This window comes from Nodularia spumigena CCY9414 (assembly GCF_000340565.2).
GTDB lineage: Bacteria > Cyanobacteriota > Cyanobacteriia > Cyanobacteriales > Nostocaceae > Nodularia > Nodularia spumigena.
This window is the reverse complement of the sequence record NZ_CP007203.1, coordinates 4,704,784-4,721,602: the sequence shown is the minus strand read 5'-3', so window position 1 is coordinate 4,721,602 and position 16,819 is coordinate 4,704,784. Positions and strand designations below refer to the sequence as shown.

At 40.2% G+C, this 16,819-nt stretch carries 18 protein-coding genes; 8 read left to right on the top strand and 10 right to left on the bottom strand.

Annotated elements, in window-relative coordinates:
* Positions 1-14 precede the first annotated feature (14 nt).
* Together NSP_RS20575 and NSP_RS26400 are read left to right on the top strand one after the other, a co-directional pair.
* A complete protein-coding gene (locus NSP_RS20575; RefSeq protein WP_006195192.1) occupies positions 15-1,913 on the top strand; it encodes a serine/threonine-protein kinase in 1,899 nt (632 codons plus the stop codon).
* 8 nt (positions 1,914-1,921) lie between these two features.
* Positions 1,922-2,089 (top strand): hypothetical protein, encoded by a 168-nt coding sequence (locus tag NSP_RS26400; protein ID WP_006195194.1) that lies wholly within the window; start codon positions 1,922-1,924, stop codon positions 2,087-2,089.
* Positions 2,090-2,237: 148 nt separating this feature from the next.
* Here the strand turns inward: NSP_RS26400 and NSP_RS20570 are convergent, their stop codons facing one another.
* On the bottom strand, positions 2,238-3,515 hold the full coding sequence (locus tag NSP_RS20570; RefSeq protein WP_006195196.1) for a tRNA nucleotidyltransferase/poly(A) polymerase-related protein: 1,278 nt from the start codon (positions 3,513-3,515) through the stop codon (positions 2,238-2,240).
* Between the two features lie 84 nt (positions 3,516-3,599).
* Between NSP_RS20570 and NSP_RS20565 the strand changes: the two genes are divergently transcribed.
* Positions 3,600-3,848: a Ycf34 family protein gene (locus tag NSP_RS20565; protein WP_006195197.1), complete on the top strand. Its 249-nt coding sequence runs from the start codon at positions 3,600-3,602 to the stop codon at positions 3,846-3,848.
* Positions 3,849-4,037: 189 nt separating this feature from the next.
* Complete coding sequence (gene tsaB, locus NSP_RS20560) at positions 4,038-4,697, top strand: tRNA (adenosine(37)-N6)-threonylcarbamoyltransferase complex dimerization subunit type 1 TsaB (RefSeq protein ID WP_006195198.1); 660 nt, start codon at positions 4,038-4,040, stop codon at positions 4,695-4,697.
* Here tsaB and NSP_RS20555 read toward each other — a convergent pair.
* The 3 genes from NSP_RS20555 to NSP_RS20545 form a co-directional block, all read right to left on the bottom strand.
* Positions 4,594-5,274, bottom strand: a complete 681-nt coding sequence (locus NSP_RS20555; protein WP_006195199.1) for a pentapeptide repeat-containing protein — start codon at positions 5,272-5,274, stop codon at positions 4,594-4,596. The genes tsaB and NSP_RS20555 overlap by 104 nt on opposite strands.
* Before the next feature lie 218 nt (positions 5,275-5,492).
* Positions 5,493-5,732, bottom strand: coding sequence for a hypothetical protein (locus NSP_RS20550; RefSeq protein WP_006195201.1), 240 nt, complete (start codon positions 5,730-5,732; stop codon positions 5,493-5,495).
* 248 nt (positions 5,733-5,980) lie between these two features.
* Positions 5,981-6,358: a hypothetical protein gene (locus tag NSP_RS20545; RefSeq protein ID WP_006195202.1), complete on the bottom strand. Its 378-nt coding sequence runs from the start codon at positions 6,356-6,358 to the stop codon at positions 5,981-5,983.
* Positions 6,359-6,668: 310 nt separating this feature from the next.
* On the opposite strand from NSP_RS20545, the gene NSP_RS20540 reads away from it, so the two are divergent.
* The 3 genes from NSP_RS20540 (at position 6,669) to NSP_RS20535 (ending at position 9,986) form a co-directional block, all read left to right on the top strand.
* A complete protein-coding gene (locus NSP_RS20540) occupies positions 6,669-8,318 on the top strand; it encodes an NACHT domain-containing protein (protein ID WP_020480850.1) in 1,650 nt (549 codons plus the stop codon).
* A complete protein-coding gene (locus tag NSP_RS23760; RefSeq protein WP_020480849.1) occupies positions 8,299-8,997 on the top strand; it encodes an NACHT C-terminal helical domain 2-containing protein in 699 nt (232 codons plus the stop codon). Before NSP_RS20540 ends, NSP_RS23760 begins: the two co-directional genes overlap by 20 nt.
* Before the next feature lie 266 nt (positions 8,998-9,263).
* On the top strand, positions 9,264-9,986 hold the full coding sequence (locus NSP_RS20535) for a cupin domain-containing protein (RefSeq protein WP_006195205.1): 723 nt from the start codon (positions 9,264-9,266) through the stop codon (positions 9,984-9,986).
* A 29-nt stretch (positions 9,987-10,015) separates the two neighbouring features.
* Here NSP_RS20535 and NSP_RS20530 read toward each other — a convergent pair whose 3' ends face one another.
* On the bottom strand, positions 10,016-11,299 hold the full coding sequence (locus tag NSP_RS20530; protein ID WP_042201841.1) for an aspartate aminotransferase family protein: 1,284 nt from the start codon (positions 11,297-11,299) through the stop codon (positions 10,016-10,018).
* Between the two features lie 151 nt (positions 11,300-11,450).
* Between NSP_RS20530 and NSP_RS20525 the strand changes: the two genes are divergently transcribed.
* Positions 11,451-12,515: a potassium channel family protein gene (locus NSP_RS20525; protein WP_071839345.1), complete on the top strand. Its 1,065-nt coding sequence runs from the start codon at positions 11,451-11,453 to the stop codon at positions 12,513-12,515.
* Here NSP_RS20525 and NSP_RS20520 read toward each other — a convergent pair.
* The 5 genes from NSP_RS20520 to devC all read right to left on the bottom strand — a co-directional run bounded on the left by NSP_RS20520 (position 12,512) and on the right by devC (position 16,748).
* Positions 12,512-13,498, bottom strand: coding sequence for a heme-dependent oxidative N-demethylase family protein (locus tag NSP_RS20520; protein ID WP_006195208.1), 987 nt, complete (start codon positions 13,496-13,498; stop codon positions 12,512-12,514). The genes NSP_RS20525 and NSP_RS20520 overlap by 4 nt on opposite strands.
* A 30-nt stretch (positions 13,499-13,528) precedes the next feature.
* Entirely contained in the window at positions 13,529-14,077 is a 549-nt protein-coding gene (locus tag NSP_RS20515) for a methylmalonic aciduria and homocystinuria type D protein (protein WP_006195210.1), read from the bottom strand.
* Between the two features lie 300 nt (positions 14,078-14,377).
* Positions 14,378-14,584 (bottom strand): hypothetical protein, encoded by a 207-nt coding sequence (locus NSP_RS20510; RefSeq protein WP_006195211.1) that lies wholly within the window; start codon positions 14,582-14,584, stop codon positions 14,378-14,380.
* A gap of 213 nt (positions 14,585-14,797) precedes the next feature.
* The gene (locus tag NSP_RS20505) at positions 14,798-15,547 is read right to left on the bottom strand and encodes a DevA family ABC transporter ATP-binding protein (RefSeq protein WP_006195212.1); all 750 of its coding nucleotides are present in this window, start codon (positions 15,545-15,547) and stop codon (positions 14,798-14,800) included.
* Positions 15,548-15,581: 34 nt separating this feature from the next.
* Positions 15,582-16,748, bottom strand: a complete 1,167-nt coding sequence (gene devC, locus NSP_RS20500; protein ID WP_042201837.1) for an ABC transporter permease DevC — start codon at positions 16,746-16,748, stop codon at positions 15,582-15,584.
* Positions 16,749-16,819 lie beyond the last annotated feature (71 nt).

Below are 16,819 nucleotides of genomic sequence, written 5' to 3'. Positions count from 1 at the left end.
TAATAATCACCACCATGAGCCAATCATCTCCCAAATCTGCCAAAATCCTGCAAAACCGCTATCAACTCCAGAGTCAGCTAGGTAAAGGAAGTAGCGGTACTACCTATGCTGCTTTTGACCTCAGCACTGAGCAAACTGTAGCGGTTAAAGTTCTGTCCTTACAACAAATGCAGGACTGGACAAAAATCAACCTTTTTGATCGGGAAGTTCAAACTCTCCAAGAACTTAATCATCCTCACATTCCTAAATATATTGATAACTTCCAACTGGAAACCGCCAATAACAAATATTATTGCCTCGTTCAAGAACTTGCTCCTGGTAAACCTCTGTCTGTATTAATCGAAGAAGGTTGGCAAGCTACCGAAGAGACAGCAAAAGCGATCGCGCAACAAGGATTGCAAATTTTAACCTATCTCCAAACCTTTACCCCGCCAATTATTCATCGGGATATCAAACCTGCAAATATTATTTGTGAATTAGATGCAGAGGATGAGCAAATTATTAAAAATATTTATCTGGTAGACTTTGGGGCGGTACAGGATGTTTATAACAAAACTGTGATTGGGGGAACGGTGGTAGGGACTTATGGCTATATGGCTCCAGAGCAGTTCCGAGGTACAGCAACCCGCGCCAGTGATCTCTACAGTTTAGGAATGACTCTCCTTTGTGCATTGAGTCGTCTTCAGCCGGATAAATTTCCCCAAAAGAGGTTTAAAGTTCAGTTTCGTGAGTTGATACAGGTTTCACCTCCTTTTGCTCACTGGTTAGATAGATTACTAGAACCTGATAGTAGCGATCGCTTTTCCAGTGCTGTTAGTGCCTTAGAACTATTAGGTAATCTCTCCCAATTTAGTCCTGACAAGTATCAGCCAAAGCCCGAATCTACAACAGTCAAACTCGTTAAAACAGACCAAAGCCTCTGCATTACCATTCCTCCCACTTTCTCCCGTTCCCAGTTTGAGTTAAAGCCATATCTTCTCGACTTGTTCTGGAATGTGAGTTTCATTCCATTTTGGATCATGCTCACTGTCCTGTTTCCCAGTCTTTGGGTTCCCAGTGCGCTCATATCTTTAGTTTTCCTGACAGATATCTTCGTTAACCAACCCCTGGTAAAAAAACTGTGTCACACCACTATTGCTATTTGGATTGTGGTCTGGCTTTGCCGTTATGTATTCCTGTTGCAATGGGGTACTTATGTAGCAGTAGACCGATTCTCTGGACTATTCTGGGGATCGGGGTTTATCTGTCTGCTACTGGCAATATTTCTGACTGTAGTGGAATGGCGGCGAGGCTCTGCAATTAGTAACCTAATTCCCCAATGGCGGATTCTGACTGTAGGACTCATACTCGTCCTTTTAACGAGTTTTTGGGGAAGATTATTGTTGCTGGCTCTGGTAATTGGGCGCATTGTTAAGCCGAAACTCTGGCAAAAATATTCCCGTATTGTCTCAGAATGGCAGCGATCGCCTCAAATCAGTTACCTAATTTTCCAATGGCGGATTGTTAATCTCGGAATCATTGCCTTGATTGTCTCGTGGAATTCTGCTGTCGGAGCCATGTTTTTGCTGTTTCTGGCAATTGGGGGCATTGATATTTATTACTTTGCCGAGAAACGCTATCACCTATTTCAAGAGTTTATCAGTCCATTAGAAATCCACTGTACTAACCAATCCCTGACTCTGAAAACTTGGTACAGCCGTCTGAGTATAGGTTACGCTGATGCTCTCACTTTCTCAATTCCTGAACAAATGCGTCCCTCCCAACCCTGTACCCTCAACTTTCATTTTCAGAGCGATCGCTTTACTACTGACAAGTCAGTTCGCTCAGTACAGTTTGGTCGTTTACTCACCCTACCAGAAAAACGTTGGTTAACAGCAGAACTATATCGCCATATTGCCCAGTTTCAAAATTAAGTTAAACCATGTCTGCCAATCTTGATAATTTAATCCCCATCTTAAAAAGTAACTTCACCACTCCACGACAAGTAGCAATTATTGGTAGTACCTCATTCTGGAATAAATCCACCCCAGCCATTTGTGAAACCACAGGTAAAAAACTAGCCAAATTAGATGAGCTTACCCTGGGATGAGTTTAGGGACTGACAAATAAAAAACATGACAAATTTTCTTGTGGGATGGGTGTCCCCAGCCGTCCCCTAATCAGGGCGGGAAAGATGCCCACCCCACAATATGGATAATTTATTTCTGGGAAATCCCTTAGTGGGCATCACGGCGGTACTAGTCTACCAGTAAATTTCGCGCCAAGGCGATCGCCTGTTCTGGAGTCGAAATTTTACCCTCAGCTTGGGCTACAGCAATTTCTGTTAATAATTCGCCTAACTTTGGCGAAGGTGAAATATTTAATGCTATGATTAGCTCGTTTCCACTAACGAGTTTAGTGGGATGAGCAACCAGGTCATCAGGGTTCAGGTAGCGGCTGATTAATGGTGCGTAGACGCGTAGCGACTTGTCGCCAGACATCGCCGATACCAAATTATTATCTACTAAGGCTAAAACTATTGTAGCCGCAAATACATTTCCCGCTTCTTGGAAGAAAAAATACTGTTCTCGCACAGACATATTAGCTGATTTTAGCTGCTGAACCAGTTTAAGCGCAGTGGTGACAGCTTTAATTTCCGCACGGCTATAAGTTAGTGCTTGTAGTTCTATTTCTGCAACTTCTGAACTAGGATGAACAAGACAAGCCAGTTTCGCAATACCTAACCAAGTAGTTTTTACTGTGTCGCGGACATACTGTTGCAATTCTGTACTCAGTTGTGGGTAGTTTTGAGTAATTAAAGCGGCTACGGTGTCCACTTTTGCGAGTTTTTCCCAGCTTTGAGGAGTTGCATTGGGGAAGAAGGACGCAAGTAAATTATTTTCTGCGGCTTTTTTGAGCCAGAATGTACCTGGAGGATTTGCTAATAAATAATTAATTTCTACCCGCACTCGTTCAGCAGCGACTTCTATGATTTGTAATGCTAAAGACTGAATAGTTTTATCTGTATCTGGCTCAATGGTAAAATCAAGCTGGGCAGCTTGACGATATGCCCGCATTAATCGCAGAGGGTCGTCTTTGAGGTTAGCTGGTGATACCATTCGCAAAATACCCTGTTCTAAATCAGCCCGGCCTTGTAATGGGTCGATGATTTCTGCGGTATGGGGATTGTAAGCGATCGCATTAATTGTAAAATCTCTTCTATGCAAATCAGTCTCTAAACTATCGCCTTCCTGTTGGGCGAAATCAACTGTAGCTTCGGGAAAAACCACACGGGCGATTTGCCTTTGAGGATCGAGTAGCACAAAACCGGCTTGATAATGACGAGCGATCGCCTGAGCCACTCCCACCGCCCCAGATGGTATAATAAAATCCAGATCCAAGTATTCACGAGTTCTACCCAAAAGAGCATCCCGTACCGCACCACCGACAATATAAGCAGGTTGCGGCAACCATTCCCAGCCAAAAGGCCAATTTTCCGGAACTAGAGTCGGATATATCAAATCGGGCATTGTCATAAAAATCAACCCAACAAATAGTGAATAAAACTTGGGCTTAAGTTACATTAGCAATAAACAAAGGTTTTTGGAGACAGTTCTATTATGTGTATTTGTGTGAACTGCCACTACGTAGACAGTTGTGAAACCTACCACGCCGTAGAAGCACAGCACCAACAGCCCCATTTAACCGAAAATCCCACATTTGACCCGAATGAACCCTCCATTAACGTCAACATCCGCACAAGCGGGGAAATGATTGAAATGGAATGGGACGTTGTTGGTTGTCTGAGCTTCAAGCGAGAAACGGGTAAATGGTCGAAATTGCGTCCCGGTGAACTCGTACCGACGTGATTAAAAACGATTGTTGCATATTCAAAGCGGCTACTGCTATTCCTGTAGTAGTCGTACATACCACTGTGAAAATCTGCCCTTGGCGTACTTGGCGACTTGGCGGTTCGATAATCCATCCGACCTAAATAAAGCACCAATTATATGATTGAATAAATAAATCACCTCAAAACATCAAAATTTAAATTAACCTTGACCCCAGAACCACAAAACCTTGCAGCCCAAAAATACGCCATCTCACTACACACAACAACTCCCGAACTGGGGTTGGCTATCAGTAATTTTGCTGGTGAAACTCGCGCTGATACTTGGAATTTGGGGCGTGATTTATCTAGCTACGTACATCAGTATTTAAAAGAATTTATCCAACCCCAAACCTGGGCAGATGTAGCATTTATAGCCGTAGCTAGAGGTCCAGGAGGTTTTACAGGCACTCGCATTGGTGTAGTCATTGCCCGCACCTTGGGACAACAGTTAAATATCCCCGTATTTACCATTTCCACCTTAGCAGCAGTAGCTTGGGCGAACAAAGGTCAAAATCAATCAAAACCAGCAGTTATAGCCGTAGAAATGGCAGCACAACGAGGAAAAATCTTCGGTGCTATTTACCAAATATTGCCTGATAACTTGAGTATCACAGCCTTATTACCAGATACAGTATTTACACCAGAAGCATGGCAAGAAACCTTAGCCAATTGGCAGAGTGAATATCAACTAATTAAAGCCACATCTGGGTTAGCTGCAACAGTTAGTTGTATTTTGGAACTGGCTTATTTAGATTGGCAACAAGGTAAACATCCTCATTGGTATGAAGCTTTACCATATTATGGCCAGCATCCGGTAGATATTTGAGGATCGACTTTTGACCCCATGAAACCGAACAAGTTTCATTCTGTGGCTTGAGAAATATGCCAGCACCAATCAAAGCAACTAAAATTGGTACAGCTACATACTGAATATACCATCTGATATTTCCAGATTGAGAGATAGAATCCTTGAAGATTGCACCTCGCTTTTTTAATGTCCGCTTGATATCTTCAGTTAAGCCATCACAACTGTCAAATACTGCATTTTCTACCTTGACATCATTAAAGATGGTGTCATTAAGCTTAACTTTTTTGAGAGTAGCATATCGTAAATCTGAACCAGTTAAATTTGCCCCAGCTAGATTAGCTTGACACAAGTTAGCCCCATTCAGCTTGGCATGATGCAATTTAGCCCCACACAAACTAGCACCCGTTAAATCTGCACCACATAGTTGTGTATTCTTTAAATTGGCTCCATTTAAATTAGAATAACTTAAATTACAGCCATTGAGTTTAGTTTCTATAAATAAGTTGTGACTCAAGTTGTAGTTGCTGAGATCGTGGTAGCTTAAGTCTTGCTGGGAAAAGTCATTATTTGAAGAGTTGTTGGTAATTAGATTCATAGGTTTTCCCTCGTCTAAATAGTAGACCTAATTAAATAGCAGATGCTAACCACGTCTTTGTATAGCAACAAATAAATTTTGGTTATTAAGTTGTCAGAAAGTTGCCTTTTTTTGTCCAGCCAACTTTTTGCAATTGTTTTTTAGTAAACTTTGTCTGAGATTGTGCCTACAATAATCTCTTAACAACCAAAATTATTTCACTGCTACACTAAAGCAAATTAACAAGAAGATTCATAGATGATGGCGACTGCAAACAAACAGAATATAGAAACTGCAATGCGGAAAACCCATGCCCATATACTTGGGTATAAGAGCATTTGCACAATTTGAGACACTCCAAAAACTCTAGATATGACAAATGCGATCGCAAAACCAAGCAGAGTCAGGAGAAAATATTTCAACCCTTTACAAGCCAAATTAAATAAATAACCACTGCCATTATTTAGGTTGTTTTTCATGATTTTTACCTTGGGAAAATGAGAAAATATAATCGAACCACTCTCAACCACACTAACTTGAAACTTTTAGTTTATAGAGATGAGATTCTTATCTTAACTAACTCCAACAAAAAAGCTGGTCAGTGACATTCCACTAAAACCAGCTTTTGTGATTAAGTTCTAATCCTCCCAGCTTATTCATAAACTAAATTTTTAATGATTTCATTTAGTTGCTGCAACTGTTTTTTATCTACAGCAGATGAAACCAACTAAATAGTTTTATTTGTTCCCATACAAACTCGGTAAGAAAGGCTAACCGTAGCAATAAATGCTCTGGTGTCGGGATATTCTAGGTTAATTACACCATAGCCACGCCCCAAAGATAGGGCTGTTAAGGCGGCTTGAAAAAATCGTGATGGACAACTAAACTCTTTGCTTTCGATGACACTCATCAATTCCACAAGTGACGTTGGTAAGCAATTATCAAGTGCAAAATCTCTTAGCTGTTGTTTAGAAAAATGAAAGCTTTTGACATTCGGAACCACTAAATTGAGATTATTTCCCTCCACAGTTCTTAAGGTGCAATTGAATGGACAACCTGGACTAGGCATAATTTTAAGTAACTCCACGATTTCCCTTGTGTCCATAAAGCTTTAGCCTCCTCTGGTACGAGTGCGCTTGCGCCTGCGTTTGTCTCCGTGTTTACTCAGATGATAAACGTATGTTGGTTGATATGTCAAGCTAATGTCGGTTTAAAGTTATTTTTAAGTTGGTTTATTGTCGTAGTATAATAGCTAATGTCGTGATCAAACCAATGAAAAGCTTACCCGATATACTTTTGATTGGTTGCAAGTGGTGAACCAGCACTGCTTTAGGGTTTCCCTTAGTCAGCGACTGGTATGTAGCTATGCTTACCGCCCCTGACAGTTTACTAAACCAATTTCGGATGGAGTCACTATGGCAAAACCCACATTACAAGCTTCGTTGGCAGGAATCCAAATCATTAAAGAATCCTTAACCAAGCAGGGATTAACGCAAAAGATGCTCGCCGATAGGTTAGGACTTCATCGTTCAGTCATTAGTGCTTTACTGAACGGCAAACCAATTCTATTAGATAACTTTCTCCAAATCGGTGCAGATTTGGGTTTTGACAAAGACTGGTATAAACTTACTACACCAGGAGTCGAGGTTAATGAAAATTCAATTGATTCGAGCCATCAAAATGAAGACGATATTGCATCTTTGGTAAAACAAGTCCGCCGTAACATTAGAGAGATCATTCAAGAATGGTGCGGCACGATGCGCGTATTAGATATGTCGCAACCAATACGAATAAATCAAATATATACGGATGTAAATATTTTAGAAAAGCTAACTGCTCACAGACGCAAGACAATTAAAGAGCTACTTGCAGAGTCTAATTTAGAAGACTTGGAAAGATTTGGATTAGGTAGAGTCACTGAAGAACGAGTTCCGGGGGAAAGTGCAGTTACGAAATATAAAAAGCTGATTGTTTTAGGTAAGCCTGGAGCCGGAAAAACTACTTTTCTCAAGTATCTAGCTCTTCAGTGTAACGAAGGGTTATTTATGCCCAATTTTGTGCCAATTTTTATTAATCTCAAGTATTTTGCTGAATCTCCTAATTCTCCTGCTTTGCTAGAGTATATGGGACAAATATTTGCTGAATGTGGAGTCAATTTTGAGCAGATTCAAGAACTGTTTGTACACAAATCAGTTTTAGTTCTATTGGATGGACTAGATGAGGTAAAAAATGAACATTACGAAAGAACCTTAAATGAGATTAGGAATTTATCTCGGATATATTATGATAACTATTTTATTATTACGTGTAGAATAGCGGCTAAAGAATACTCTTATGATGTATTAGATAAATTTGCGGAGGTTGAATTAGCAGATTTTAATGAAGAACAGATTAAAACATTTATTTGCCAATGGTTGGAATCTCAAAATAAAAGCCTGATTTCAACAAAAGATTTCATTAAATCTTTAAAAAATAATGACCGCTTATCCCAATTGGTAGTAACACCTTTGTTGTTAACATTAATTTGTTTAGTTTTTGATGAAAAATGTAATTTTCCTAATAACCGTTGCGAATTATATACAGAAGGAATTGAGATTCTTCTCAATAAATGGGATGCTAAACGAGGAATCCAACGCGAGCAAGTTTATCAAGAACTTTCTTTGCAAAGGAAAAAAGATTTGTTAAGTTATATAGCTTTCAAGACTTTCAAAGAAAAAGAATTTTTCTTCTCTAAAAAAGAAGCCAAACTTTATATTAAAGAATATATCCAAAATCTCAGTAGTAATGCTGACAGAGAACCAAAAGAGTTACAACTAGATAGTGAGGCAATTTTACACGCAATTGAAGCACAACACGGAATTTTAGTAGAAAGAGCTAAAGGAATTTATTCTTTTTCTCACCTAACTTTTCATGAGTATTTTGTCGCCCGTGAAATCAATATCAGAAAGCGTCCACAGCGAGAAGCTTTTCAAGAGTTAGCAAACCATTTAAGTGACCGTTACTGGAAAGAAATATTTTTGCTATCAGCCGAAATGGCTCAACCAGATGCCACGCTTTTTTTTTGAAATTCTTAAAGAAAGAATTGATAAAATTATAGAAGAAAATCAGAAAATTCAAGATTTTTTGGTTTATGTACAGCGACAATCTTTAATTCATCAAACTTCAGTTAAATTGTCCGCAATCCGAGCTTTTTATTTTGATATTGATTTTGATATAGATCAAGAGCGACGACTGAGTTTATTACTAGATCCTGCGGCTAATTATTTAGTCTGTGGAAGTTTTTTTGCGCGTGTTTTTCAAGAAACTAGTTTTGAGGAGGGTATCCATATTGCTGAAAATTATGATAAAAATACTAGACCAGATGAGCCAAAAATTAGTGAGGTTTCCTCAGCTAATAAAGCCATGTATATTGCTGTCCAATATGCCCTAGCATCTCACCAATTACAGCCAGAATTAAGAACTGTTTTAGAAAAAATATATCAAAATGATGCTCAGATTAATCATGGTGAAATTGACGAGGAAAAGCTTAAAATCTTAGCTGATAAATCTAGAAGCCTCGCTAAAAAGAACCGTCACATAGGAAGTAATGATTGGCAATTTAATGAGCAGGATAAAAACTTGCTTAAGCAATATTATCAAGCTCTTTTGTTATTGGTCGAGTGTTTGAATGCTGATTGTATTATTCAACACGAATTTCGCAAGCAACTTTTAGATTCAGTACTATTGCATCTTGACAGTAATTAAAACTTGTAATATAAAAGAGGCTATTATTTTATGAATTTTTATTCATACTCAGTTCTTATATAGGAATCCTCTTTGAGTTTTGAACGGGACTTTTTTAAACTAACCACAGAGACACAGAGATCACAGAGGAAGAGAAAAAAGAGAAATGTTCACATCTTATTTAGTATCACTATAGATATAGTTATAGATGATAGCTGGGGTGGTGAAGTCATAAACTGGGCTGATTTTCACAAATATTAATTATCAATACATCTATTAAAACGATCATGACACTCCAAATTTATCAAAATTTAATTCACGGTAAACTTGCCAAATTTAATGAGCAAGTACCAGATTGCTTTATGGGTTGGAATGGAGATTCTATTCAACTTCCCGATACAGGAACCCATTTCGGTTTTGTCTATAGTGGTCATCCTATTTTGCAGCGCTGGACGGGTTTACAAGATTACAAACTTCACCCTGGTATGTACTTTAGTTTATCTGGAGCGGGTGCAGTTGGGGGTGAAAATTCATCAGGTTTTGTGGTGACTTGTCCCACTTTTAAAGGGGTATTTATGATTGGGGGGGAAATTGAATCTATCGGGAGGTTAAGTTATATCGATGGCGGTACAGATAATGTGCTGATTCCGCCAATTATGTCTGGAGATCCTTGTTTGAATGCTTTATATTTTCCCCCAGGAGTGGATCAGACGATTCATACTCATCCTAGTTATCGGCTAATTATTGTAGTTGAAGGTAGTGGAGAGTGTGAAACACCTGATGGTATTACTCCATTGCAACCAGGTATGATTATTTTTATTCCTGCTAATAATCTGCATAAGTTTCGGACACAGGCAGATAATTTAACTGTTGTTTGTTTTCATCCCGACTCTGATACGGGATTTACTCATACCAATCACCCTATGCTCAAACGTACAATGGTGGCGGGTATCAGTGCCGCCAATTTGCCAGAAATTCAGACAAAAAGCCTAATAAACCGCGAGAGATAGGCGTGAATACCTATCCTCGCTGAAATAGCTTAAGTTGTGAGAGAGGCGATCGCAACTTCCACAGCTTCCAAAGCCAAATTAACCTCCGCTTCAGTTACAATCAATGGTGGTACAAAGCGGACAACTTGAGGACCTGCTGGTACTAGCAATAAACCCTTGTCCATAGCAGCCTTCACAACATCAACTGAGGTAAAGGGAACATCTGCTTGTAATTCCATACCATTGATTAAACCCCAGCCTCGAACTTCCGAAATTTGCTGAGGATATTTAGCGGCGATCGCATTTAATCCATTTCTTAGCTGTATACCCCGTGCTTCCACATTCTGCAATATATTCTCTTTTTCTAAAGTCTGACAAACAGCCAGCGCCACACCACAAACAAAGGGATTACCGCCAAAAGTGCTGGCGTGTTCTCCTGGTTGGAAAACATCGCAGAACTTCTTACTCATCATCGCCCCAATGGGGATACCACCGCCCAAACCTTTCGCACTGGTAAAAATATCCGGTTCCACGCCCAGATGTTCATAACCCCATAACTTACCACTGCGTCCCATCCCAACTTGCACTTCGTCGAACATCAACAAAATGCCAGTTTCGTCACAAACTTTCCGCAGCTTTTGGAAGTAAGCCACATCACCAGGACGCACACCCCCTTCTCCTTGCAAAGGTTCAATTAAAATTGCTGCTACACGATAATCTCCTTCATCTAATTCACTAACTGCTACCTCTATGGCATTAATATCGTTATAAGGAACATATGCAAAACCAGGTACTAAGGGGTCAAAGTATTTTTGATACTTCGGTTGTCCGGTAGCGGTAATTGTCGCCAAAGTCCGACCGTGGAAACTAGCATTGGCGGTTAAAATAATCGGTTTGTCAATGTCTAAAACTGTGTGGGCATATTTCCGCGCCAGTTTAATGGCTGCTTCGTTAGCCTCAGCGCCAGAATTGCAGAAAAATACCCGATCTGCACAGGAATGTTCAACTATCCATTTGGCTAATTCACCTTGTTCGGGAATATAGTACAAATTAGAAACATGATGCAGCTTCTGGATTTGGCGTGTTACCGCTTCCACGATAGCGGGGTGGGCGTGTCCAAGGGTACAAGTGGCTATTCCGGCTACAAAGTCAAGATATTCACGTCCTTGTGTATCCCAAACCCGACAACCAGCACCCCGGTCTAAAGCTAGGGGAAACCGGCCATAAGTTGACATGACGGCTTGATCGAAGCTATTAGCGTCAAAAGGGCTATATGACATAAAACCTGATGTTGGGGGGATGGTAGCTTGCTCAATGAGAGTTTCTATGCTCACGATCGCGCCTCCTGATAAGTCTTTAATTTTAATATTCACTTACTAGTTTGCTAGATATTTATAAAAATTACATTTTATTTATTAAATCTGATACTTTTTGAGAAGCTAACGGTTAAATATCTTGCCAAAAAATCGTAACAGTGAGTAAATTTTGTATTCCACACTTGAGCAAAAATACCGACGACTGCAAAAAGAATTGATGGTGGGGGCGATTTCCCTCGGTGGTGTTTTCCTGACCGGTACTTTGTGGTACAAGTTCGTGGAAGGTTGGTCATGGGAAGAAGCGGCTTACATGACAGTCATCACCTTAACCACCGTGGGCTTTGGTGAAACAAACCCATTGAGTAGCCGAGGAAGATTATTTACAATTGCCTTAATTCTGTTGGGTGTAGTCACTATTGGTTACATGGTGAACAGATTTACAGAAGCCGTGATTCAAGGCTACTTTCAAGAAGGAATGAGACTACGGCAACAGAGAAGGCTAATGGAATCACTGACAAAACATTACATTATCTGTGGATTTAGTCGCACTGGTCGTCAAATTGCCAAGGAATTTCAGGCGGAGGGCGTACCTTTTGTGGTAATTGATGCAAATCTCGAATCTGTAGAAGATGCACAAGCACAAAACTACATAACATACCAAGGTGATGTAACTCTGGATGAAACGCTAATCAAAGTTGGTGTAGAACGAGCGATTTGTATTGTGGCTGCATTGCCTTCAGATGCCGAAAATTTATATACAGTCTTAACAGCAAAAACACTGAATCCAGGAATTAGAGCGATCGCACGAGCTAGTACAGAAGAATCTGTAAAAAAGTTACAGCGTGGCGGGGCTGATACCGTAGTTTCACCATACATTACTGGTGGAAAGCGCATGGCTGCGGCGGCTCTTAGACCCCAAGTTTTAGACTTTGTAGATGGTTTCATCTCCGGTACAGACCGCCAGTTTTATATGGAAGAATTTTTACTTGACCCTGCGGTTTATCCTTATGTAGGACACACTTTAAGACAAGCCAGGTTGCGATCGCAATCAGGAGCATTAGTAATTGCCATTCGTCGCGCTGACGGACACCTAATTGGTGGTCCCACTGGTGATACTGTGTTATTACCCGGAGATACCCTGATTTGCATGGGGACATCGGAACAATTGCGTAGTCTGAACCAAATTCTTATCCCCATTAGTTCTCGACGACGGCGACGACCGAGAAATAATTAACCCAAATGTTTTAGCCAGTGTAAAATACTAGCTTTGCTTTCTAATAAGCCTTTATATATAAGTGATGGCGATGTCATAGATTCAATTGCTGCACACAGTTTAGATCGTAACACTGGGTCTTGTTTCAGCACGCCACAATCTTTAAAATAAGTACGAATCGTAAACAGTGCAGTTTCATACTTTGGTAGTCCCCAAATTACTTGTCTCTCAATTCGCAGGTAAAGTTGGGGATGTTGCGGGTCAAAACTTCTACCTTGCCATTGATTGACTGATACACCAAGCGGGGGTTGAGGGTGATGATTCAGACGGGTATCGGTACTCAAACCCCAAGCAAAACGCACCATTGGTTTTTGCTCAATCATTGTATTTACAATCGCATCTCCCCGCAGATTGATTTTTTCCATCCCGGCCACAGGTGCATGAATGGCTGCAAAATTTTTACCAATTTTTACCTCGGCTGACCAATGATTAGGATAGCACAGATGCACCGCACTTAACCAATTACTACCATCACCAGTACGAGAAATTACTGTAATATCTTCTTGGATTTGTGCGGCTAAAGCATCGAGCGTAGAGACGTAAGGGGGAATAACTGAACTACTTTGGACTTGCTGTAATTGCCAATCTGCATTTAAATACAGAGTTTCTTGAGTCAGTCTGCTATGGAATTTGAGAGTATTGGCTGTTTTTTGACAATCAAAATATTGCGGGTGTTCGAGTGTGAGACGTTCTATTATTAAACAAGCGATCGCACCTGCTACAGTCTGAGAATAGTTGCAAGTCTGATAATATTTACTCAAACTTTCCCCACGAGCTAAAATTTTATGCTGGTGGTAATGGCTAAAATGATCATCGATTTGAAACACCTGTTGATCAGCTTCACCATTACCCAAGCAGCAACCAAAAGGCATCATTCCCGGCTTGACTTCATAGCGTCCATTGATCAAGGGGAAATAACAAGCTGGATGATTGTCAGGTTTCACTGTTAACTGTTAACTGTTGACTGTAGACTGTTAATACCATCCGTGTAAAGGTGCAATATCTTTGGTGAAAGTTTCAATAATTCTTGGCGGTGCGGCTGATATTAAAATACTAGGATAAACTGCTGCACCCCAGAGAGGATGAACCAACACACGACATTTGTTTTTAATGACTCGATAGTTGAGTAAGGCTTTCACAACTGCGGTGTCATTGTGGGGAATTTCTCCCGGATGAGAAAGTAAAGGATAGCCAGTGCGAGGATCAATCAGGTCTGTGAGATAGCCGATATCGCGCAATTGAAATGCGAGGTAACAGCCAAACCGCATAAACTTTTCCCGCAGGCGTTCTTTCTCTATTTCGATTTCTGGCGTACTTTTTATCAGTTGATAACGTGACTGCTGTAAAACAATTACAACCCATAAATAAGGTTGATTTTTCCAATCTGGTAATATCCGTTCGCAGTTGGCACAGATATACTGACTGGGTGAATGAATGGAAATCTGAACCGCTTGTCCTGTTTCGCCAACCAAATTAATAGGACAGCCTTGCTCCGAAGTGTAAACTGGGGAATAGTTCACCATATTAATTCGGTATTTGCAAGTTTTACATTGAACTCTTGGTATGATAATAACTCTTAAAACTTCCTAAATATCATCAAGTTTCTATAATATGTGAGGTTTCTTGAAAGTGATTGTGCATAAATCTGGGTTTTTTAACCGAAATTTTATCCTTTTTTAACCTCTACTTAGGCATCAAGCTACCGTTACTACTGGGATTTGCCAAAAATTTTAACCCTAGCTAAAAAAAAATCAAGGTCAAAACCTCCAGGGTATGACCTCTCTAGACGAAATAATCTCTTGCTCAAGTTTACCGATATCTCATTAATTAAGTTTCAGAGCATTAACTGGGACTTCATCCCAAGAATTAACTATTCGCAATTGTGCTACCCAACCGGCTGACTTTTGTCTATCGGTCAAGTTTCCTTGAAAGGACTCATGACAATCTTTGGCTTGCGATTCATTACAACAAGCAATACAGGCATAAATCATCCCAGAAGGATCAATTTGCTCATTTACCCAAATTGTCATATATATCTCCTCTAAAATTCAAGAACCTCACCCCCAACCCCTCTCCTTAGTAAGGAGAGGGGAGAAATGTCTGAAGTTTAATGCATTTGTGTGGCTACATCTAATTTAGTCTTTAACTGACCATCTTCCATATATATAATTCGGTCAGCAATATCATGGAACCTCACCCCCAACCCCTCTCCTTAGCAAGGAGAGGGGAGAAATGTCTGAAGTTTAATGCATTTGTGTGGCTACATCTAATTTAGTCTTTAACTGACCATCTTCCATATATATAATTCGGTCAGCAATATCAAGAATCCGGTTATCATGGGTAACTAGCAAGATTGTACAACCTTGTTCTTTTGCTAATTTTTGCATTAATTCCACGACATCGCGCCCAGATTTTTTGTCTAATGCAGCTGTGGGTTCATCTGCTAAAACAATTTTAGGATGACTGACTAACGCACGGGCGATCGCAACTCGTTGTTTTTGTCCTCCTGAGAGATTTTCTGGATAATAATTCACATGATCTGCTAACCCCACAGTTTCCAACATGGCGATCGCTTTGGCGTTGATATCCTCAGCGAAAAACTCTTCATGCAATTCTATGGACATTCTGACATTATCTTTAGCTGTCAAAAAAGTCATCAGGTTATGTGCTTGGAAAATATAACCAATCTGACGGCGCAGCTTTGTTAATTGTCCTTTGCTGGCTCCACAAATTTCTTGTCCTAAAATTTTTAAACTCCCTTCCTGGGCTGAACGTAGACCACCCATGAGGGTTAACAGAGTGGTTTTACCTGAGCCGGAGGGACCAGTCATAATCACAATTTCACCCGCGTTAATCTGCAAATTAATCTCAGATAAGACTTGTTTTCGCAGGTTCCCACTGCCAAAGTAATGATTGACTTTGTGAACAGAAATCACAGGTTCCACGGCAGATAAATTTAAGGGGTCATTTCCTGATATACTGTTTTGTATCATGGGTTCTTATTGCCAAAATTTAATCTATTGGGAATTAGAAAACATCTGCGGGATCGGCTGTGCGTAACTTTCTCATGGCGATCGCACCAGAAAAACTACACATAATCACGGTTAAAATAAACACAGTTATTGCTCTTTCTAGCTTCATGGTTATGGGTAGCATTGTGGCAGCGTAAGTAAGCTGATATAATCCAAAGGACAGAAAAAATGCCGGGATATAACCCAAGACGGCTAAGAATAAAGCCTCTTGTAATAAGACTCCCAACAAATAGCGATCGCTATAACCCATTGCCTTGAGAGTGGCGTATTCTGGGAGATGTTCGGAGACATCAGAGTAAAGAATCTGATAGACAATGACGATACCGACAATAAACCCCACCACTACACCTAAACCGAAAATAAAACCAATCCCAGTACCTTCAGCCCAATATTTCTTTTCGATTTGAGCAAATTCTTCGGGAGTTAAAACGCTGACATCATTGGGTAACTCTGCGGCGAGTTGCGATCGCAGCTTCTCCGCATTTACACCAGGCTTGAGAGTAATTAATCCTACTTCTACCCGGTCTTTTTGGCGTTCGGGAAACAATTGCAAAAAGGTAGAATCACTGGTAATCACATTTCCATCAGCAGCAAAAGAAGCACCATTACTAAATACACCTCTGACACGAATAGCTTTATTATTCAGTTCCGTGTCAAAATTCCCTGTTTTTTTGAAGATATCACCCACAGCGCCATATTCTGGACGACCGGCTTGATCAAACAGCACTTGATGCAATTGTTTGAGATGAGCTTGATTTTCTTGAACTTCGGGAAACTTAAAAGCAGGTTGTGCCGGATCGATACCCCAAACCAAGATAGCACGATCCAGACGCGTTTGAGGATTTCGCCATTGTCCAGTCCCAATATAAACAGAATTTACTGATTTTACACCCTCATAACCCAATGTTTGATATAGTCGTTCTCTAGAAAAACTTTTGACTGAAAACAGAGTTTGAAATTGGGGATTAATTAACACCAAATCGGCTTGTAAATTGCGGTGAGGTTGAATAGCAGCATCAAAGAGCGCACTTTCAAAACCTAGCTGAATAAACATCAGCATATCAGCAAAAGTAATACCTGCAACTGCGACTAACAGACGAGTTTTTTCCTTCATTAACTGTCGCCATGCGAGGGGAGTCTTCTGAGATTGTTTAAAAAACATAAGCTATAAATTGAATAAAAAACTTAGGAAAAAATCATTTTAAAAACAGATGCAAATAAATTCATCCCCAC